Here is a 21,576-nt window from a genome sequence, read left to right as displayed (position 1 = left end):
GAATAACTTCACTACTGAGCCAATTTTCTTTGCTATTCCGGACTAGAGAGTAACTTTAAATATTAATAGAAAAATAAATAGCATTCATATATAGAATGTAGTTCTATTCATTCAGAACCTATTCTAGTAATACGAATGCTATTCTTGTCTTTAGTTTAATTGAACAAACCGCTGAAGAAGGAAACAATGCTATCCCAGATTCTTTGTAGGAAATTACGATTTTCTTCTGTATTAAGGTTGTTGAAAATATTTTTGGCTTTGCTCATGATATCGCTACTTAATTTGGAAGCTTGCTCTTTGAAGTTTGAATTCTTCAAAGCACCAGAATTTCTAATTTGAACCATCAAGTTGATGATTTGTTGTTTTTGATTGTCATTGATGATGTTTTGAAGGTTATTCTTTTGCAAGTTGTTATTTACGATCGTGGTGATTTGGTTGACCGTGATGTTGTCGCCCTTTTGGGCCATATCGGATTTGATTCCGGCAACAGCATTGTTTAATTGCTTATCGGAATATCCGTCGGTTCCTTTGTTAGCATCAGTAATACCACTTAAAACGTTCATTTCTTTTTGAGCAGCGTTAACTTGGCTTTGATTTAAGTTATCACCACTGTTGGCGTAAGCGGCGTAGATACCAGCTAAAGCACCAGAACCATCGATTGGAGTAGCTGAAGTTACGTAAATGTTGGCATCACTGATACCAGCAGTAACTGCGGCGTTACGATATTGGTCGGCAGTAATAGTAGTGATATTGTTTTTACCATTATAGTCGACAATTTTGACGTTGATACCAGAGCCAGATGAAGTTTTTTGAATCAAGGCTGAAGACCAAACGCCTGAACTACTAGTAAAAGAACTACCACTTGGATTTAAGTATTTAACTAAAGTATCGCCATTGACAGTAATTGTTTTGTAATTACTGTCGCTGATCTGTGAAGATAAAGCGTTGATAGTACCTTGACGTTGGTCGCTCGTTAGAGATGTTCCCAAAGTCATTACCGGTTGATCACTTAAACTATCAGCCTTAACACTTTGAGCGGTGAAGATTCCCAAAGTAATTACAGATACTAAACTCAATAAAATAATATTTAACTTTTTCACAGTAAAGTCCTCCTTAGTCCCAATTAAACCAGATATGTGTGAAAAATTCGAGAAGATGGCCAATTTTTTTAAAAACTTGTATTTTGAAATGGTTTTTTAAAATAAATTGTGCTATTCTGTAAGTTCTAGGATTACGCTTAAATAAATGTATAAGGATTAGGTGAAACACAATGAAAATTGTCGTTCTTTCAGGCGGAAGAAGTACAGAAAGAAATGTTTCTTTATCTTCCGGAGTTAAAATCACCAACGCACTACGTAGCAAAGGTTATGAAGTCGCATACGTTGATTCATTTTTAGGTAAGGATATCGAAGAAGATAAGATTGATGATCTTTTCACAACTGAACCAGAAAGTGAAAGTAAATTGATTATTGATGATGAAGTCTTAACTGACGAAAAGATCAATGCACTTCGTACCGATGGAACTCGTGGTCTTCTAGGTAGAAACGTTTTGAAGATTTGTCAACACGCCGATATTGTCTACATGGGACTTCACGGTGAAGATGGAGAAAATGGTAAGATGCAAGCTGTTTTCGATGTCTTTGATATTAGATATACGGGAAGTGGTACTTTAGCTTCTGGTCTAGCTATGGATAAGAAATATTCTAAAGAAATTTTTGTTCAAGGCAATATCCCAACAGCTAAGTATGTAACTACTAAGACTGCTAAGATTTTGTCAGAAGATATTCCATTCAACTATCCAATGGTTGTTAAACCTTCTAATGGTGGTTCAAGTGTCGGTACACACATCGTTAAAAATGCGACTGAATTAAGAGAATCAGTTGCTGATGCTTTGAGATTCGATACAGAAGTCTTGATTGAAGAGTACATTCAAGGTCGCGAATTCTCAGTTGCTATTGTTGATGGTTTGGTTCTACCAGCTGTTGAAATTACAGTTGATACAGGTTGGTATGATTTCCAACACAAATTCCAAGAAAACAATGTAACACATTTCATTACACCACCAAATAACTTGGATGATGAAACACACATTAAGATGCAAGCTTTGACTAAGAAGACCTTCGAAGCTCTAGGGATGAGCAACTACGGTCGTGTCGACTTCTTATTACGTGATGGTCAATTGTACGTCATGGAAGCTAACACTTTGCCAGGTATGACACCATTATCATTGATGCCAAGAGAGGCAGAAGCAGCCGGAATTTCATACGCTGATCTTTGCGAAAGAATCATTAAGAGCAAAATGAAGTATTACGAAAATAAAAAATAATTTCTAAAAAAGCCATTTTCTTCTAAGAAAGTGGCTTTTTTTCTAATCAAAACAAACTTAAGGAACAGTTATAATAAAAGCGTAACCATTGAAAATATGGTTTTATTTGAATTTTGGTTAAAATTCCGTCGTCTGTTCAGCTTTGTGGACGCTAGAACGTACAGGGCACAACTTTAAGACAATTCCAGAACTAGGAACTGTCTTAAAGCTTGACCTTTCACTTAGCCGTCACTCCTGACTAGATAACGTCATTTATTGTTTATTGAAACTAAAAACAGAACCACTATCTAGTCCGGAATAGCAAAGAAAATTGGCTCAGTAGTGAAATTATTCTTAGCAACTTGTTGCTTAGAATAAGGCCGAATTTTGAGATTTTGCGCACTTGGTTTATGCAAAAGCTTAAAATCGTGCCCACTACGTTCCAGCCAAATTTTCTTTGCTATGGAGGACGGAATATTACATTAACTGAAGTTCAGAAAGAACTAAAATATTGACTGTGAGGAATGTTTTTATGACAAGAAAAATTGGAATCATTGGAATGGGTAACGTTGGTGCAGCCTGTGCTCACTATATCGTTGCCGGAGGATTTGTGGATGATTTAGTTTTGATCGACAAAAACGAAAAGAAGGTCAAAGCTGATGCGTTAGATTTTGAAGATGCAATGGCAAATCTTCCTTACCACACTAATATTTTTGTAAATGACTATTCACAATTAGATGACGCTGACGTAATTATCTCAGCTGTAGGTCACATTAAGTTGATCGGTGGCGACCATCCTAACCGTTTTGGAGAATTGAAACCAACTGGTGACGATGTTAAAGAAGTTGCTGCCAAGATCAAACAAACAAAGTTCCACGGCATCATGGTCGTAATTAGTAATCCTAATGATGTTATGACTTCGTTGTATCAACAAGTGCTAGATTTCCCTAAGGAACGCGTTATCGGAACCGGTACTTTGCTAGATTCAGCTCGTATGAAGCGTGCCGTTGGTAAAGCCTTCAAAGTCGACCCAAGATCAGTTTCTGGCTATAACTTGGGTGAACATGGTAATTCTCAATTTACAGCTTGGTCAACAGTTAAAGTGATGGACCAACCAATTTTGAAACTTGCTAAAGATGACGGTCTTGACCTAGATAAGATCAATGAAGATGTTCGTATGGGTGGTTTCACGGTCTTTGATGGTAAAGGTTACACTAATTATGGTATTTCAACGGCTGCTGTCAGATTGTCATTGGCTATTTTGAATGATGCTCGCATTGAATTACCAGTGTCTAACTTCCGTGAAGAATACGGAGTTTACTTATCATATCCAGCAATTGTAGGACGTGAAGGTATTTTGAAACAATTACAATTAGACTTACCACAAGAAGAATTGGATAAGTTGCAATACTCAGCTGATTACATCAAGAAAAATCTTAAATAAGTTTCTTAATTTAGTCATTCTCGAAAGAGAGTGGCTTTTTTTATGCCAAAATTTAATTATTTTATATTATTAACTTTATTTTAATGAAATTAGAGTATAATGGCAGTCACAAACAGAAATTCTTTAATAGATTGAGAGGCTGATTTTATAAAAATCGCTAATTGAGAAAACACGGTAATTTATTGCCGTGATGAATCAATGAGTTATGCGATTTTAGGTGCTTCCGCAAACATATGTTCCCCTTATGTGATATAATTACGATACCAAATCATGGGGGAGGGTTCATATGGTCTTAAAAGGTATCAAACTACGTATATATCCAGATGGTTACCAGAAAGAACTGATTGAATATAATTTTGGCGCTAATCGTTTTGTTTGGAACAATATGTTAGACATGATGATCAAACGTCATGAAAATAATCCTGATTTGAAATCTTTAAAAGCATTCGACTTGAACTATATTTTAACAACTTTCAAAAAAGAACACACTTGGCTAAAAAAAGCTGAAAGCACTAGTCTTCAAGTTTCTAATAAAAATTTATTTGAAGCTTATAAAGGATTCTTTAGTAAAAAGCGTAAGTTTCCACGATTCAAAAGTAAGAAATATCCAAAACAAAGTTATCAATCTAAATTTGTTAATAACAATGTTGAAATCATTGATGATTCTTATATCAAATTACCCAAACTTGGAGTAATGAAATATAAGAACAAAAAATCAATTCCTAGTGTAATCAAGTACGTGACTATTCGTAAATCATCAACTAACAAATATTACGCCATTCTTACGGTTGGTGAAGATATTACTAAATTACCAAAGACAAACAGGTCTGTCGGTCTTGATATGGGTGTTTGTGACCTAGTGATCTGTTCAGATGGAAATAAATACAGGACTGTTCGTTTCGATAAAAAATTAGCTAAAAAGAAACACTATTGGGAAAAACGATTAGCTAGACGACGTACGCAAGCTCTAAAAGATATCCAGTATAAAAAGAAATTTGGACTAATTGATCCAAAGTCTTTAGGACAATATTCAAATTATATGAAAGCTAAACTCATGGTAGCTAAATATAGTGAGAAGATAGCTGATCAACGAAAAGACTACCTTCATAAAATAACTCGTGAATTAGTTGAAAATAATGATTTGATTGTTATTGAAGATTTGAAAACCAAAAATCTTCTTGGCAATCATAGCCTATCACGTGCTATCGCTAATCAATCATGGAGATCGTTAAGATTAATGCTTGAGTACAAATGTGAGTGGTACGGTAAGAAACTTCTGGTTGTTAATCCATTCAAAACTAGTCAAATCTGTGCCAACTGTGGTTACGACGATGGTAAACATGGGTTAGATATAAGAGAATGGGATTGTCCTAGTTGTGGTATTCATCATGATCGTGATGTCAATGCAAGTAAAAACATATTGAATAATGGCTTGGAACAAGCCTTAGTAAAATAATTCTAGCCTCTACCAACTGGTTGAAATACTAGTTGGCAAGTATGGAATGTTCCTAGAAGCTCGGTACTTTAGTGCCGATGTAGTTCACGACTAGAAAAGTAGCAATCATCGGAACTGGTAATGTAGGAGCTGCCTGTGCGCATTATATCGTAGCTAGTGGTTTCGTCGATGATTTAGTTTTGATTGATAAGAATGAAAAGAAAGTAAAATCCGATGCGTTGGATTTTGAAGATGCAATGGCTAATTTGCCGTTCCATACTAATATTTTCGTGAATGACTACTCTCAATTGGATGATACAGATGTGATCATCTCGGCTGTAGGTAATATCAAGTTACAAGATCGAGTAGTACCAGATCGTTTTGCGGAACTAGGATTCACTAGTGATGCCGTGACTGATGTAGCAAAGAAGATTCAGCAAACAAAATTCCATGGATGCATTGTTGTAATTAGCAATCCTAACGACGTCATGGTTTCGATTTATCAAAAAATCACCGGTTTGCCTAAGAATCAAGTTATGGGAACTGGCACTTTGTTGGATTCAGCTCGGATGAAACGTGCTGTTGGAGCAGCTCTAGACGTCGATCAAAGATCCGTTGAAGGATACAATTTGGGCGAACATGGTAATTCACAATTTACGGCTTGGTCCACCGTTAAAGTAATGGATCGTTCCATTAAAGACTGGGCTCAAGAAGATGGTCTTGATCTTGATAAATTGAATGAAGATATCAGAATGGGCGGTTTCACAGTCTTTAGTGGAAAGAAATATACTAATTATGGTATTTCAACTGCAGCTGTGAAGTTGACCTTGGCAGTGTTAAATGATGCTCACATTGAATTGCCTGTTTCTAATTATCGTGAAGAATATGGAACTTACTTATCATTTCCAGCTATTATTGGAAGAAAAGGTGTCATCAAACAAGTTCAATTGGACTTGCCACAAGAAGAATTGGATAAATTGCAATATTCAGCTGATTTCATTAAAAGCAAATTAGCTGAACAGACTTCTGAGTAATATACAAATTAATAAATTTTGTTAATTGAAAATATTGTTAAAATGGATATAAGAGGGAATCATAGTTAGCGTTGTGGCGTTATAATCGTTATAACTATGATTCTTTATTTGTTTAAAAATAATTAACTTTTTATTTTTAGGAGATGTAACTGGTTTTCGCTGTAAAGCTATGATTGTCAATGTATAAAGATACATGGTATTAAATGCCATTAAAGAAATAAAAAAATCGAACTAAATGATTAGTTGACATAACGCCGTTATTACTCTATCGTTCATAACGTAAGCGTTTACAAAAAAGACTGGTGGTGTGAAATCCATGTACATTAGGCAGATTTTGAACAATAATTTGCTTTTGGCGGAGGATTCTAACCATACAGAAAAATTAATTTGGGGAAGAGGTATAGGGTTTAGCAACAAGAAAAATCAGGCGTATGAGTTACAAAAGAGTGACAAAGTTTATACGATGCAGAGTAGCAGTCACAATTCGAAATTTATGGATCAATTTAATCAGCTGTTAGAAAAAGTGCCGTATGAATATTTCAAAGTCACTAGCAAAATTATTGATATTGCAAAAGAGTACACTGGCAATGAATATGATGATTTTCTATTAATTACTTTAACCGATCATATTTATTTTTCTGTAGGAAGAATGAAAGACGGTATTTACATTGGAAATCCCTTTTTAAATGATTTGCGGGTCCTTTACGAAAAAGAGTATGGGGCAGCCAAAGCAGGTTTGAAATATATTGAAGAGATTTCTAATTTGAAAATGCCGGATGACGAAGCTGGATTTATTGCAATACATTTGATTGAAAGCAAAATTAACCATAACGATGATAGTGGTGTAATCAAAACTGAAATTTTATTACAGAGGATTGAGGAGATTAGCGATTTAGTTTCTTCAAAAATAAGACTTGATAAAAATAGTGTTAGTTACAATAGATTTCTAATCCATTTAAAATATTTACTGGTCAGATGGTCATTGGGGACTGAAAATACAGATGATGAATTATCTGATTACGAAGCAAAATTATATAGAGAAATGATTAGAAAAAATCGTAAGTTAAAAAAGGTTCTAGAAATCGTTGTAAATTATTTTCAAAATGAAATGAATTTCACTTTGGATACATCTGAGAAACTCTATCTAGCATTACATATAAAAAGATTATTTAAATAGTGGTTTGTAACTTTAAGTAGGCAATACCTTGTAATCAATATTATTGATTATTTGGTATTGTCTTCTTTTTTGCTTTCAATTAGTAAAAAGGAGGAAAAGATTTTGAGTAAGAAGAATGCTACGAATGTAGAAAAAACTAGTAGAAAAACTGAAATCTATGGTTTCTTTCAGGATCTAGGTAAATCATTTATGTTTCCAATTGCTACTTTAGCAGCGATGGGAATTCTTGTGGGATTAGGTAGTTCCTTTACTGCTCCTGCGATGATGGAAAGATTACCATTCTTTAAAATACCAGTAGTATTTACTATTTTTAGTTTTATGAATACCGTGGGTAGTTTTGGATTTACTTATTTACCAGCAATGTTTGCTATGGCAATTCCATTCGGACTTGCTAAAAAGAACAAAGGTGTTGGGGCAATATCTGCCTTTGCTGGATATATTGCCTTGAATATGGGTATCAACTTTATGTTGCAACAACAAGATAAACTAGCTAGCCCATCGAAAATGCAAGCCGTTGGTCAAGCTAATGTTTTAGGTATTCAAACGCTTGAAATGGGGGTTATTGGTGGTATCTTCGTTGGTTTGATTGTTTATGCACTGCTAGAAAGATACCAAGAAATTAAGTTACCTGATGCATTTTCTTTCTTTGGCGGTATTAGATTTATTCCTATCATTAGTGTAATTATTTGTTCAATTCTTGGATTGGGAGTCCCATTTGTATGGCCAACTATTCAAAGCTGGATTATTGGTTTGGGTCATGTAATTCAAAACGCAGGAATATTTGGACCATTCTTATATGGTGTGGCTTTAGCTGTTTTGAAGTTAATGGGATTACACCATATTTTGTTAGCTATGATTAGATTTACAGATGCCGGTGGTACTGCAGTAGTAGCCGGTAAAACAGTTCATGGTGCACTTAATGTTTTCTATGCAGAATTAAATGCTGGTGTTCCTATTTCACCAAAAGCTACAGCCTTCTTATCACAAGGGTTCATGCCTACATTTATGTTCGGGCTACCTGCAATTTGTTTAGCAATTTATTTCACTGCTAAATCCAAGAACAGAGATCGTATCAAAGGTATTTTAATTTCTGCAGCATTAGTTGGATTTGTTTCAGGGATTTCAGAACCAACTGAGTATCTATTCTTATTCGTATCACCAATTCTTTATGTATTCCATACAATTATGCAAGGTTTGTCCCTATCAGTTATGGCTTTACTCGGCGCTAGAATGGGTAATACTGATGGTGGTGTTATTGACTGGATTCTATTTGGATGGCTACAACCGGGTTCAAGATGGTGGCTATTAATTCCCGTTGGGTTGATTTGGTTTGCAATCTACTTCTTCGTATTCCGTTGGTATATCTTGAAGAAAAATGTTAAGACTCCAGGGAGAGAAGACGATGGAGCAGCCGTAATGACTAAAGGTAACGGTATTTATGATCCAAAAGTTATTCTAGGTGCATTAGGTGGAGCAGCCAATATTACTTCATTAGATAATTGTGTTACTAGATTAAGACTTATGTTAAATGATCCAAGTAAGATTGATGAAGATAAACTAAAACAATCGGGAGCTTTAGCCGTAGTAAAGGCAGATAAGGCCGTTCAAGTTGTGTATGGTGCTCAGGTTCAAAGTGTTAAAGATGGACTAGAGAAAGAAATGGGAATATAGAAAGGATGACTTATTTTGAAGTATGATTTCGATACTATTGCTGATAGAACCATTGATAATGCTAGAAAATGGGATAAAAATATTGTAAACAGTAAATTCCCAGGTATTTCAGAAGATTTTATTCCATTGTGGATTGCTGATATGGATTTCAAGGCCGCTCCTGAGATTAGAAATGCTTTAGAAAATATGTCTGAGAATGGTGCTTATGGATATACATATTCAACTGATAAATGGTATCAAAGTGTTATTGATTGGCAAGAGAAGAAGCATGGTAATAAGGTTCAGAAGGAATGGATTACATTGGGGTATGGGACTGTTCCTAATATGCATTGTTTAGTTCAGACACTTACCCAACCAGATGATTCTATAATTATGAATACACCAGTTTATGGGCCGTTCGCATATGCGGCTGAACATAATGATCGTAAAGTTATTACGGTACCTTTGATAATAAAGGATGATAACTATTACCTTGACTTTGAAAAGTTAGAGCAAAAAATGAAAACTAAGAAACCTAAAATCATGATGTTTTGTTCGCCGCATAATCCGAGTGGAAGAATTTGGAGTTATGATGAATTACTTAAAATTGCTCAGTTATGTCTTGATAATAATGTAGTGATGGTTAGTGATGAAGTCCATTCAGAGCATATCATGGAAGGAAAATTTGTTTCAGCATTACAACTACCAGAAAAATACCTTCAAAATCTAGTTATGTTCACTTCTCCAAATAAGGCATTTAATCTAGGTGGTCTTAAATTATCATATTCAATTATCCCTAATAAAAATTTAAGAGAAGCCTTGAGGAAACAATATCAACGGAATTCAGTTACTTCCCCTAATGTACCTGGACAAATTGCTATGATTACTGCATATAACGATTGTGGTGAGTGGCTCGTACAGTGTGAGTCATATATTAAAGAGAATTTAGAGCTTTTTGAAGCGAGACTTAAAAGAGATTTTCCTGAATGGAAGATGATGAAAATGGAATCGTCCTACCTACCATGGGTCGATGTTTCAGAATCTGGGTTTGATATGCACACCATTGCAAAGAATATGGCTTTGAATGCAGGGGTCGTTATCGGTATTGGTGATGATTATGTTGCTAATGCAGACGATTTTCTTAGATTTAATTTAGGAACTTCCAAAGCAATTATTAAAGAGTCTATGGACCGCATGGCTAAAGAATGGGCTCGAATGAAACTAACTAAATAAGGTGTTGAGAAAATGTTTAATATATTTAAAAAGAAAAAGCAAAATCAACTGATGGCACCAATCGATGGAACACTAATAAAAATTGAAGATGTTTCTGATGAAGTGTTCTCAACTAAAGTTATGGGAGATGGATTTGCGGTTAAACCAAATTCTGATACAGTGGTATCTCCAATCGCTGGAGAAATAACTAATATATTTCCAACTAAACATGCTATTTCAATAACATCCAATAATGGATTAGAAATACTATTACATTTGGGTATAGACACAGTTGAACTTAACGGAGAACCATTTGATGTATTGGTACAACAAGGACAAAAAGTGTCTGCCGGAGATGAATTAGTAAAAATGGATAGAAATATGATTAAGGAAAAAGGAAAGGACGATATGGTGATATTAGTTGTTCCAAATAACAACGATATATCATTTGATCCAGATATTTCTTCAAGAGATGTGAATACTGGAGAACTAGTAACTGAATTTTAAGTTGAGAAAGGCAAAAAAATGCAAAGAATAATCTCAAACCAAGCACCAGATGCAATTGGACCATACATTCATGCAACACAATTTAACAATCTCATATTTACTTCTGGGCAAATTGGTTTAGATCCAAAGACTAACAAAGTAGTAGAAGGAATTTCTAATCAATCTAAACAAGTTATGGATAACTTAGCTAGTATTTTGGAAACAGCCGATAGTGATTTAGATCATGTTTTGAAAGCAACCGTTTACTTATCTAATATGAATAACTTCCAAACTTTCAATAAGATATATCAGAATTACTTTAATGATAGTTATCCTGCAAGAACTGCCATTGAAATATCCAAGTTACCAATGGATGCTTTGATTGAGATTGAAATGGTAGCAGAGATAAAATAAAGAATAATTTTTAAAAAATAGATAAAATTCACACTAGAATAACGTAGCCATAACGCTACGTTATTTTTTTGTATTCCTGTTATTACAGTTAATTCAGTCGTTATTGAATACATTATGAAAGAATGCATATACAAATGAAAAATTGGTCAGACCAGTTTTACCAGTGGTATCTTATGTAAGTGGTACCAAAAAAAGTACCACTTTATTTTTTCACCACAAAAACCATTGATACCGCTGATTTTCCAAGATAAACCACCTTGAAACTGGTCTATCCCAGTTATTGTTTTATAAAATGTAACCGGATACAATGGTCTTGTGGTTGATACCAGAAAGGATTGGATTCGTATGAAAATTACTCTTCAAGAACAGTTAATCAACTTGCTGACTAATTACATTCAGACTTTACCAGCCAATGCCAAATTACCTTCCGAAAGGGAATTAGCAGAAAAGTACGAATTATCTAGAACAACTGTCAGAGCCGCTCTGATGGAATTAGAAGTTACTGGAATGATTCGTCGAGTTCATGGTAAAGGCACTTTTGTTAATAGAGTTGATCTGAATAGTGATTTGAATAGTAGTTATAGTTTCAATAAGCAAATGATTTCACTGGGGAAAAAACCACAAACCAAGATTCTTAGTTTTGAGAGGAAGGAGGCCAACGCATACTTCGCTAAGAATTTGGAAACTGAAGTGGGCAGTCAAATCATTAAGTTAAAGCGACTTCGATTTGCCGACGGGATTCCGGTAATGTTGGAAAGAACTTACTTACCGGCTGAACACTTCAGTTTAATGACTGAATCGATGTTATCCAATCGCTCATTGTATTCAGTTTTCGCAGAAGAATTTAATGAACAAGTGTACTACGCTGATGAATATTTTCTAGCTGGCATTACTAGTGCAAATGATAGTAAATATTTGAAAATCAAAGAAGGTACACCGTGCTTGAATCTCAGACGACAAACGTATAATCCGCACAATCAAATTATTGAGTTTACTTTGAGTGTTGCAAGAAGTGATCAATTTGCATATCACATCAGACACGATATCAGTAACAAATCCTAAGGAAGAGTAGTTAATATTTGGAGGTATAAAGATATGGGTATTATTGCAGTAAGAATCGATGAAAGATTAATTCACGGACAAGTTGCTAATTTATGGACAACTAAATTACAAGCTTCAAGAATCATGGTAGTTGATAACGATATTATAAAGAACGACATTCAAAAAACTGCCCTTAAATTAGCTAAACCAGCCGGAGTTAACCTCAGTATTTTAGGAACAAAGAAATCTTCAGCAAATATCTTAGCCGGCAAGTATGAATCACAAAGAGTGTTCCTTGTTGTTAAGAAACCTGAAACATTAGTCCAAATGATTGAAGAAGGCGTTAAGTTCGACACTATCAATGTTGGTAACATGTCTCAAAAGGACAATACACAACACTTAACACAATCAATCAATGTAACAGACGAAGATTACGATGCATTCCATAAAATTTTAGATGCAGGGGTTAAGATTACTGCTCAAATGGTTCCAAATGACGATGCCAAAGACTTCGCAGGTATCTTAAAAGATTACAAAAAATAGTCATTAATTGGGGGAAAAAACAATGGAATTTTCAATTGTTCAAATATTGCTTTTAACGGCATATTCTATGTACAACATCTATGATGAATTGCAAATGAACTCATCATTGAGTCAACCCGTTTGGGCCGGAATGGTTTCTGGTTTAATTATGGGCGATATGAAAACCGGACTAATTATTGGTGCGGCTCTTCAATTAACAGTTCTTGGTGTTGGTACTTTCGGTGGTGCTTCAAAGATCGATGCTAATTCAGGTACTGTTTTGGCTACAGCCTTTTCAATCGGTACTGGTATGAAAGCTACTACAGCCATTGCTGCTATTGGTGTTCCAGTTGCCGCATTGTTAACATCATTTGATATCCTAGCAAGATTTGCTAATACTTATTTCCAACACAAAGTTGATAAAGATATTGAAAACTTCAACTACAAGGGTATTGAAAGACACACAATCATGGGTGCTTTGCCATGGTGCTTATCACGTGGTATTCCTGTATTTCTAGCTTTGGCTCTAGGTCAAGGTGTTGTTAAGACAATGGTTACATATCTAAATGGTGATCTACAATGGTTGAACACAGGTCTACAAACAGCCGGTGCTACATTACCAGCCGTTGGTTTTGCTATTTTGCTTCACTACTTACCAGTTAAGAAGCACATTGCTTACTTGATCTTAGGCTTCACAATTACAGCTCTACTATCTACAGTATTTACAAGTATTCAAACACTTGGTACAGGTCTTGGTGCTGCAAGTAAGGCATTTACAACAACATTCAATTCTTTACCAATGTTGGCTATTGCTTTAATCGGTGGTGCCCTTGCTATTCTTGAATATAAGAAATCAATGGCTAAATTAAATTCAGCTCCAGCTGCAGGTACTAAGAATTCTTCAACTGACGATGAAGATGAAGAAGACGAAATCGAAGATGCTAACGGGGAGGTAACTGGTGATGAAGAAGAATAACGAAGAATATAAATTAACAAAAAAAGATTTCAACCAAATCAACAGACGTAGTTTGTTTGGATTCCAAATGGGTTGGAATTATGAAAGAATGCAAGCTTCAGGTTATTTATATACAATTTTGCCACAACTAAGAAAAATCTATGGTGATGGTACTCCAGAACTAAAAGAAGCTATGAAGACTCATAACCAATTCTTTAATACAAGTAATTTCTTTAACACAATTATTACTGGTATTGATTTAGCTGTTGAAGGTAAAGAAGGTGTTGATTCACTAGACACCGTTGCCGGTATTAAGACAGGTCTTATGGGACCATTCGCTGCTATTGGTGATTCACTTTTTGCCGCTTTGGTTCCAACTATCATGGGTGCTATTGCTGCTACAATGGCTGCTCAAGGTAATCCTATTGGTTTATTCCTATGGTTAGCAGTTAACATCGCAATCTGTGTGTTCCGTTGGAAACAACTTCATTTTGCATATAAAGCAGGTACAAAACTTGTTTCAGAAATGCAAGGTCAATTAAATGCTCTAACAGATGCTGCTACATTACTTGGTGTTTTTGTTGTTGGTGCTTTGATTGCAAGTATGATCAATATTCAAGTTCCACTAGTTGCTCACTTGGGTAAGGTTTCATTAAATGTTCAAAATAATATTGATATGATTATTCCTAAGTTAGTTCCAGCCTTAGTTGTAGGATTCGTATACTGGTTATTAGGTAAGAAAGGTATGACTTCTACAAAGGTTATCTTTATTGTTATTGTTTTAGCTATTATTCTTTCAGCAATCGGCGTACTTGGTAAAATCTAGGAGGATTTAAATTATGGCATTAATCTTGATGAGTCATGGAAACATGGCAATTGAAACTTTAAAATCAGCAGAATTAATTATCGGCGAACTACCAGAAACAGTAGCTTTGGGACTACAAAAATCAGATGGTCCTGAAACTCTAAAAGCTAAGGTAGAAACTGAGATCAAAAAGTATTATGGCAAGGAACCAGTCTTCTTGATTGTTGACCTACTTGGAGGAACTCCTGGTAACGTCGCTGTCAACTTGACTCAAGATTATCCTGAAATGCACGTTATGTCTGGTTTGAATCTACCAATGGTCATTAACTATGCTAATCAAAAGTTTATCGGACAAGACATTAAAGTTAGCGACATTATGAAGGAAGGCAAAGACGGAATCGTCGATGTTAACGCCTTTATCAATGCCGAATCTGATGAGGACGATGAGGATGAATAATTCTTATCGCTATACATTAAGACTCGCTGTTGACAAGAATGTTTATACTGCTGAAAAAAAACAGAGATTGATTGATTTTGTCAAAAAAGCTCATATTTCAGATGTTGCCTTTTTCCTAAATCAAGAAGAATTGTCAGATACTCATATTACTTTAGATAAAGCCAAAGAATTAATTAAAAATGTTGATGAAATAAGTCAGTCGCTTAAAGAATTAGGCGTGACAATCAGTTTGAATCCGTGGACTACGATGAATCATTCTGATCGAGGAATTTCCATTAAACCTGAGCTTGATATCAAGCCAATGGTTAATTATCAAGGCGTTACTAGTTTATCTATGGCTTGTCCTGGATATAGTGGTTGGGCTGATTATATCAGTGATATCTATGCTATCTGGGCAAGTATTCACCCACATGAACTATGGCTGGAAGATGACTTCAGACATTACAAGAACGCACCCTTCAAATTAGGTTGTTTCTGCGATGATCATATGAAGCAGTACAACGACATCTTACAAACTGACCTGTCTCGTGAGGAATTCGTCCACAAAATGTTCACTGGTGGCGAGAATATTTACCGTGATGCTTATTTACAAGTTGCTCGAAAAGAAATTTTTCATGTAGCTCACATGATTGAACAAAAAGTTCATGCTGTTTCACCAACCACAACGTTAGGACTAATGAGTTCTTGGCCAGAGGTACATGCTCTTGAGGGACGTGACTGGCAAAAACTCTTGGACTTAATGAGTGGTGAAGATACACCAGCTGTTTCCAGACCACATTTGCCCGCTTACAACGAAGTAAGTCCACAGCAATATGCTAGAGATTTTGAAAAATATACAGTTGCAACGAGAACGGAAGTTGGCGACAGACATAAGATTTATCCAGAAATGGAAAGTTTCTTGTATTCACCTTATGCTAAGTCAAATAAATTTACTCAATTTCAATTAGATACAACGAGTTTAGTTCATGCTGACGGCGTTTTGCTTAACATGTTCAGTATGATGGGGGACGGGATCAATCCGACTTACCGTTATGACGCCTTATTAGACGATGATAAAGAATTCTTAGATTTCTTATACAGTCATGGCGTCGATATTGAACAACGTGGCGGCGTTATCGTACCGATGAACCAAGACGTTGTAAAAACAAAAATTGACGAAGAAGGCACTCTAGAAGGGTTAGTAGCATCACAAACACAATGGTTAGAACTTCTTTCCACAATGGGAATTGCAACGAAACCATTAAATTATATTGATCAGGAAATCAAAAATAAATGTGTCGCTGTTACAGGAAACTTCTTGAATACCTTGAGCGATGAACAAATTACTCAGTTATTAACGCGTAACTTTGTCCTTTTGGATGGGGATGCAGTCGTTATATTAAACAATCGTCATTTATTGAATTTGATCAATGCAACAAGTATTGAAGTACTTAAGAATCGTTCAGGACAACAATCCTTTGAACAATTTGACGATACAACAATTTCAGGAATCAGTGATCCAAGAATTACTATGTTAACTCACACTGGCGATTACGTAAGAATCCAATACCAATCTCAAGTTAAAGTACATTCACATGCTTACGATCGCTTTGAGAACAATTTAGGTCCAGTAACTGTCAGCGATGACAAATTTTATATCCTCCCAATGACCGACTCTCCAAAATACGGTTGGCAAGCGCAATATACCGATATTCGTGAGGGTGATATAAAGCATTTCTTTGAAGAACAGTTAAGCGTTCCACACTTAGTCAACATGTACAATTGCAAGATGGTTATCGATGAGGCACAGACTCAAATGATTGTCAGCAATTGGTCAATCGATAATGTTGATGGAATTAATTTCTTCTTGAAAGACCGCAGTGTCAAGCAAGTTTCTATTACATATCGTGATGAAAACAATCAAATGCAAAATGAAGTTTTAGATGTCACTTTGGATAAAAAGGGAATCTATCACGTCGACTTCACTGTTAAAGAATTAGCAGTTGTTCACATTCAATTCTTAGACTAAATAAATAGAGAAGGGATTTTCAATATCATGTTTACTAAAACAGATCAAGAACTAGAAAAAATGGGTGCTAAAATTACAACCCGTGAAATTCAACAACAACCAGACTTATGGAAAGAGGCTTTCCAAAACTACACTAATAAAAAATCAGAAATAGATAGCTTTTTAAAGCAAATCACAGACAAGTTTGCGGATCAAAAAATTAGAGTTATCTTCACTGGTGCTGGTACTTCAGCTTATGTAGGTGATACCTTAAGACCATATTTGAATCGTGTTGGCGATACATCACGTTTTGTCTTTGAAAGCATTCCCACAACTGATATTGTATCTGCTCCTTTAGACAATCTAAGAAGTGAAGATCCAACTATCTTAGTATCATTTGCTAGAAGTGGTAACTCACCAGAAAGTGTTGCTACAGTTGAATTAGCCGAAAAACTCATTAAGAATTTGTATCAAATCACTATCACTTGTGCCCCTGAAGGACATTTAGCAAAGAAAGCTGAAACTGAAGACGCTAACCTTTTGCTTCTTCAACCAGCACTTTCAAATGATAAGGGATTTGCCATGACCGGAAGCTTCTCTTGTATGACTCTAACGGCCGCATTGATTTTTGATACAAATGCTGAAGACAAGAAATCTTCATGGGTTGATGCGATGGTTAAGATGGGTCAAGAAGTCATCAGCCGTGAAGATGAAATTCAAGCCTATGCTGACTTAGACTATGATCGTATTACTTACCTTGGTAGTGGTTCACTTTCAGGACTTACTCGTGAAGCCCAATTGAAGGTTCTTGAACTAACCGCTGGTGCTTTGACAACAATCTTTGATTCATCAATGGGATTCCGTCATGGTCCAAAATCATATGTTAACGGTAAAACAATTGTCTTTGATTTCTTAAGCAATGATAAATACACTCGCCAATACGATGTTGATATTTTGGAAGAAATCAAAGGTGATGAAATCTGCGAAAAGGTTGTTGGTGTTGGTACTTCTGATGACAACGACTTCTCGGGCGACAACTTCTTTATTGAAGCTGGAGACAAGGATCTTCCAGAACTTTATCAAGCATTGCCTGACGTAGTATTTGCTCAAACATTTGCATTGATGAACTCAATCAAGGTTAATAACACTCCTGATACACCATCAGCTAGTGGTACTGTTAACCGTGTTGTTAAAGGTGTAACGATTCACGATTACGAATAAAAACTTTTAAAAGGTTGAGACATTAATTTGTTTCAACCTTTTGTTGCAAAAGGTATGGTATAGACCGATTCTCGGTGCTATAATACTTTATATATTTGGAGGAGATGTGGAAATGACGTACTATATTCATGCTAAGAAATTCTTTTTACACAATACTACTGAACACGGTGGTTATCTAGAAATCACTGACGACGGTAAGTTTGGTAAATACTTCACTGAAGAAGATGGAAAGCCAGCAGGCAAAGTTGTCGATTACTCAGATAAATTCATCGCCCCAGGTCTAGTCGACACACATATTCATGGAACTTGCGGTCATGATGTTATGGATAATGACTTTGAAGGTATCAACGAAATGTCAGAAGGTTTACTTAAGACAGGTGTTACTTCATGGTTGCCAACAACATTGACAGCTTCACACGAAGAGTTCTTAAACGTATGTAAAACAATTGGTGACAATTACCAAAAAGCTACTGGTGCTAAGATTCAAGGTATTCATCTTGAAGGCCCATTTTATACAGAAGAACATAAAGGTGCTCAAAATCCTAAGTACTTTAGAGATCCAAGTGTTGAAGAATTCGATGATTGGCAAGAAGCTGCTCATGGAATCATCAAGAAGATCTCGATTGCTGCCGAACGTGATGGTGCACTTGATTTTATTAAAGAAGTTACAGCTAACGATGTAGCAGTTGCTATTGGTCACACGAATGCAACTTTTGCTCAAGTTAAAAAAGCTGTTGAAGCTGGAGCTAGCGTCTTCACACATGCCTTTAATGGTATGAGAGGTTTCACACATCGTGAACCAGGAGTTGCCGGTGCAGCTATGGGCTTGGATGGAATTTATGATGAGTTGATCTGTGATGGTCACCACGTTCATCCGTTCTCTGTTAAGATGTTGATTAACGCTCAAACACCTGACCACGTTGCTTTGATTACAGATTGTATGAGAGCCGGTTTGATGCCAGAAGGTGATTATGTTTTAGGTGAATTGCCAGTTATCGTTGAAAACGGTACGGCTAGACTTAAAGACGAATCACACAATTTAGCCGGAAGTATTTTGCAATTGAAACAAGGCGTTAAAAACGTTGTTGATTGGGATATTGCAACACCAGCTCAAGCAGTCAAAATGGGTAGTTATGTACCAGCTAAGAGTACTTATATTGATGACAAATGTGGTATTATCGCACAAGGCCGTGATGCAGACTTTATTGTATTAGATGAAGACATGGAATTAAGCGAAACATATTTGGACGGAGTAAGCCGTTACCAAAGATAGATACAGTAATCCCTTATTGATTGATATGTGAAAGCCTTTCATATAACTTTCGAAAAGGGATTTTTTTTAGGGTCGAATACAAGGTATAGACCAAATAGAGTGTTATAATTATGGAGTAAATTAAGGAGGAAAAACGATGTCATATTATATTCATGCTAAGAAATTCTTTTTAAAGAACACAACTGAAAATGGGGGTTATCTAGAAGTTACTGACGATGGTAAATTTGGTAAATTTATTCCAGCCGATGGTAACAAACCAGAAGGTAAAATTGTTGATTATTCAGACAAATTTATCGCTCCTGGACTTGTAGATACTCACATTCATGGTCTTGTAGGTCATGATGTTATGGATGATGATTTTGACAAGTTGAACGAAATGTCAGAAGGTCTACTAAAAGCTGGTGTTACTTCATGGTTGCCAACAACTTTGACAGCTTCACACGACCAACTTTTGAGTATTTGCCACACAATTGGTGATAATTACAAGAAGATCACTGGTGCTAAAGTTCAAGGAATCCACTTTGAAGGACCTTTCTATACAGAAAAACACAAGGGTGCTCAAAATCCTAAATACTTCAGAGATCCAGACGTTGACGAATTTAATGACTGGCAAGATGCTGCTCAAGGCATGATTAAGAAGATTTCAATCGCTCCTGAAAGAAAAGGTGCCGCAGAATTTACAAAAGCTGTTGCTTCTGACAACGTTGCCGTTTACTTAGGTCACAGTGATGCTACATTTGAACAAGCTAAAGCCTGTGTTGAAGCCGGTGCTACTGGATTTACACACACATATAATGGTATGAGTGGCTTGAACCACAGAGTTCCTGGTATGGTTGGTGCAGCTCTTTCAATGCACTTAGTAGATGATGAATTAATTTGTGACGGACACCACGTAAATCCTTATGCCGCAAGAATCGTAATCGAAAAGAAGGGTGCCGAACACGTTGCTTTGATCACTGATTGTATGCGTGCAGGTTTGATGCCAGATGGTGACTACGTACTAGGTGAACTACCTGTTGTTGTTGCTAACGGAACTGCTAGATTAAAGGCAGAACCACATAGTTTAGCTGGTTCAATCCTTATGCTAAATGAAGCTATCAAGAATGTTGTTGACTGGAACATTGCTACAGATGAAGAAGCTATCGAAATGGCTAGTTACACAGCAGCTAAGAGTTCAAAAGTTCTTGATAAATGTGGTATCATCGCTGACGGCCGTGATGCTGACTTTATCGTTTTGAACGATGATATGAGCTTATCAGAAACATACCTTGATGGTGTTTCACGTTACCAAGCTTAATTGGATAGAATACCGATAATTATTTTTTAAAAGACTGTTAAACCGAGAATATAAATGTACTCTCGGTTTTTTTGTTACTTGCATATTGTTGTATACTCTATCTATTGGAGGATTATTATGTCAAAAAAAATTGTTGCGCATAGAGGAATACCTACCTTAGCACCCGAAAATACCATGGCATCATTTAATACTGTTGCTGATCGTGATGTGAAGTGGATTGAAACTGATCTTAGTATCACCAAAGATGAACAAGTCTTTGTTATTCATGATGATAAATTAGACCGAACGACTAATATCTCTGGTTCGATTGAGACAGTTGACAGTTCCGAAGTAAAAAATGCTGATGCTGGTTATTGGTTTGCCGAAAGATTCCGCGGTGAAAAGGTACCTACCTTGGACCAACTAATCGACTTTCTTAATATCCACAAAATCAATGCTAATATTGAACTAAAGGGTGTTGTGGGGGACAATGCCAATTATTTAGCTGATAAATTAGTTGAGAAATTTGCCGAAGCTTTGGACCGCTTGGATGATCAAGTAGAATTGATTATTTCTAGTTTTAATCCCATCATGTTGGAAAAAATGTATCAACTCAAACCAGATTTGAAGTATGCCGTTTTGTTCAGTAAGGCTACTTTGGGGGATGACTGGAATTTAGTAATGCAAGCTTGCCATGCTAAAATTATTCATCCAGACAGTAATGGTTTGACTGAAGCCAAAGTTAAGAAAATGAAAGACTATGGTTACGAAATCAACGTTTGGACGGTTGACGATATCAATCGTGCTCAAGAGTTGTTGAGCTGGGGCGTTGATGGTGTAATTACTAATATTGCTGATAGAATGCTCTTCTTAGAAAAATAG

Annotated in this window: 20 protein-coding genes; 19 read left to right on the top strand and 1 reads right to left on the bottom strand. The window is 35.8% G+C overall.

What is annotated here, in order from left to right:
- Positions 1 to 155: 155 nt before the first annotated feature.
- Positions 156 to 1,100, bottom strand: coding sequence for a DUF1002 domain-containing protein (locus G6534_RS09415; protein ID WP_059075254.1), 945 nt, complete (start codon positions 1,098 to 1,100; stop codon positions 156 to 158).
- 170 nt (positions 1,101 to 1,270) lie between these two features.
- Here G6534_RS09415 and G6534_RS09410 point away from each other — a divergent pair, with 170 nt between their 5' ends.
- The 19 genes from G6534_RS09410 to G6534_RS09320 all read left to right on the top strand — a co-directional run bounded on the left by G6534_RS09410 (position 1,271) and on the right by G6534_RS09320 (position 21,576).
- Positions 1,271 to 2,326, top strand: coding sequence for a D-alanine--D-alanine ligase family protein (locus G6534_RS09410; protein ID WP_059075253.1), 1,056 nt, complete (start codon positions 1,271 to 1,273; stop codon positions 2,324 to 2,326).
- A gap of 511 nt (positions 2,327 to 2,837) precedes the next feature.
- Positions 2,838 to 3,749 (top strand): L-lactate dehydrogenase, encoded by a 912-nt coding sequence (locus tag G6534_RS09405; protein ID WP_059075049.1) that lies wholly within the window; start codon positions 2,838 to 2,840, stop codon positions 3,747 to 3,749.
- Between the two features lie 286 nt (positions 3,750 to 4,035).
- Positions 4,036 to 5,205, top strand: coding sequence for an RNA-guided endonuclease TnpB family protein (locus G6534_RS09400; protein WP_059075048.1), 1,170 nt, complete (start codon positions 4,036 to 4,038; stop codon positions 5,203 to 5,205).
- A gap of 104 nt (positions 5,206 to 5,309) precedes the next feature.
- Positions 5,310 to 6,218 (top strand): L-lactate dehydrogenase, encoded by a 909-nt coding sequence (locus tag G6534_RS09395; RefSeq protein ID WP_059075047.1) that lies wholly within the window; start codon positions 5,310 to 5,312, stop codon positions 6,216 to 6,218.
- A gap of 316 nt (positions 6,219 to 6,534) precedes the next feature.
- Complete coding sequence (locus G6534_RS09390; protein ID WP_059075046.1) at positions 6,535 to 7,395, top strand: PRD domain-containing protein; 861 nt, start codon at positions 6,535 to 6,537, stop codon at positions 7,393 to 7,395.
- Positions 7,396 to 7,584: 189 nt separating this feature from the next.
- Positions 7,585 to 9,066, top strand: coding sequence for a PTS transporter subunit EIIC (locus G6534_RS09385; protein ID WP_082666985.1), 1,482 nt, complete (start codon positions 7,585 to 7,587; stop codon positions 9,064 to 9,066).
- Between the two features lie 15 nt (positions 9,067 to 9,081).
- Entirely contained in the window at positions 9,082 to 10,278 is a 1,197-nt protein-coding gene (locus G6534_RS09380) for a MalY/PatB family protein (RefSeq protein WP_238788888.1), read from the top strand.
- Positions 10,279 to 10,290: 12 nt separating this feature from the next.
- The gene (locus tag G6534_RS09375; protein WP_059075044.1) at positions 10,291 to 10,764 is read left to right on the top strand and encodes a PTS sugar transporter subunit IIA; all 474 of its coding nucleotides are present in this window, start codon (positions 10,291 to 10,293) and stop codon (positions 10,762 to 10,764) included.
- An 18-nt stretch (positions 10,765 to 10,782) separates the two neighbouring features.
- Positions 10,783 to 11,157 carry a RidA family protein gene (locus G6534_RS09370; RefSeq protein ID WP_059075043.1) on the top strand — a complete coding sequence of 125 codons (375 nt, stop codon included), beginning with the start codon at positions 10,783 to 10,785 and terminating at the stop codon, positions 11,155 to 11,157.
- A gap of 345 nt (positions 11,158 to 11,502) precedes the next feature.
- The gene (locus tag G6534_RS09365) at positions 11,503 to 12,219 is read left to right on the top strand and encodes a GntR family transcriptional regulator (protein WP_059075042.1); all 717 of its coding nucleotides are present in this window, start codon (positions 11,503 to 11,505) and stop codon (positions 12,217 to 12,219) included.
- A gap of 33 nt (positions 12,220 to 12,252) precedes the next feature.
- Positions 12,253 to 12,741 carry a PTS sugar transporter subunit IIB gene (locus tag G6534_RS09360; RefSeq protein ID WP_059075041.1) on the top strand — a complete coding sequence of 163 codons (489 nt, stop codon included), beginning with the start codon at positions 12,253 to 12,255 and terminating at the stop codon, positions 12,739 to 12,741.
- Positions 12,742 to 12,763: 22 nt separating this feature from the next.
- Entirely contained in the window at positions 12,764 to 13,696 is a 933-nt protein-coding gene (locus G6534_RS09355; protein ID WP_059075040.1) for a PTS mannose/fructose/sorbose/N-acetylgalactosamine transporter subunit IIC, read from the top strand.
- On the top strand, positions 13,683 to 14,501 hold the full coding sequence (locus G6534_RS09350; protein ID WP_182082631.1) for a PTS system mannose/fructose/sorbose family transporter subunit IID: 819 nt from the start codon (positions 13,683 to 13,685) through the stop codon (positions 14,499 to 14,501). The genes G6534_RS09355 and G6534_RS09350 overlap by 14 nt, the downstream gene beginning before the upstream one ends.
- Positions 14,502 to 14,514: 13 nt before the next feature.
- Positions 14,515 to 14,937, top strand: a complete 423-nt coding sequence (locus tag G6534_RS09345; protein WP_059075038.1) for a PTS sugar transporter subunit IIA — start codon at positions 14,515 to 14,517, stop codon at positions 14,935 to 14,937.
- On the top strand, positions 14,930 to 16,945 hold the full coding sequence (locus tag G6534_RS09340) for a hypothetical protein (RefSeq protein WP_059075037.1): 2,016 nt from the start codon (positions 14,930 to 14,932) through the stop codon (positions 16,943 to 16,945). Before G6534_RS09345 ends, G6534_RS09340 begins: the two co-directional genes overlap by 8 nt.
- Before the next feature lie 27 nt (positions 16,946 to 16,972).
- Positions 16,973 to 18,145: an SIS domain-containing protein gene (locus G6534_RS09335; protein ID WP_059075036.1), complete on the top strand. Its 1,173-nt coding sequence runs from the start codon at positions 16,973 to 16,975 to the stop codon at positions 18,143 to 18,145.
- Positions 18,146 to 18,257: 112 nt separating this feature from the next.
- Positions 18,258 to 19,418 carry an N-acetylglucosamine-6-phosphate deacetylase gene (gene nagA, locus G6534_RS09330; RefSeq protein ID WP_059075035.1) on the top strand — a complete coding sequence of 387 codons (1,161 nt, stop codon included), beginning with the start codon at positions 18,258 to 18,260 and terminating at the stop codon, positions 19,416 to 19,418.
- Positions 19,419 to 19,554: 136 nt separating this feature from the next.
- Positions 19,555 to 20,715: an N-acetylglucosamine-6-phosphate deacetylase gene (gene nagA / locus G6534_RS09325; RefSeq protein ID WP_059075034.1), complete on the top strand. Its 1,161-nt coding sequence runs from the start codon at positions 19,555 to 19,557 to the stop codon at positions 20,713 to 20,715.
- A gap of 117 nt (positions 20,716 to 20,832) precedes the next feature.
- Positions 20,833 to 21,576, top strand: a complete 744-nt coding sequence (locus tag G6534_RS09320) for a glycerophosphodiester phosphodiesterase family protein (RefSeq protein WP_059075033.1) — start codon at positions 20,833 to 20,835, stop codon at positions 21,574 to 21,576.

It is taken from the genome of Companilactobacillus pabuli (assembly GCF_014058425.1).
GTDB lineage: Bacteria > Bacillota > Bacilli > Lactobacillales > Lactobacillaceae > Companilactobacillus > Companilactobacillus pabuli.
This window is presented reverse-complemented; position numbering and strand designations above follow the sequence as displayed.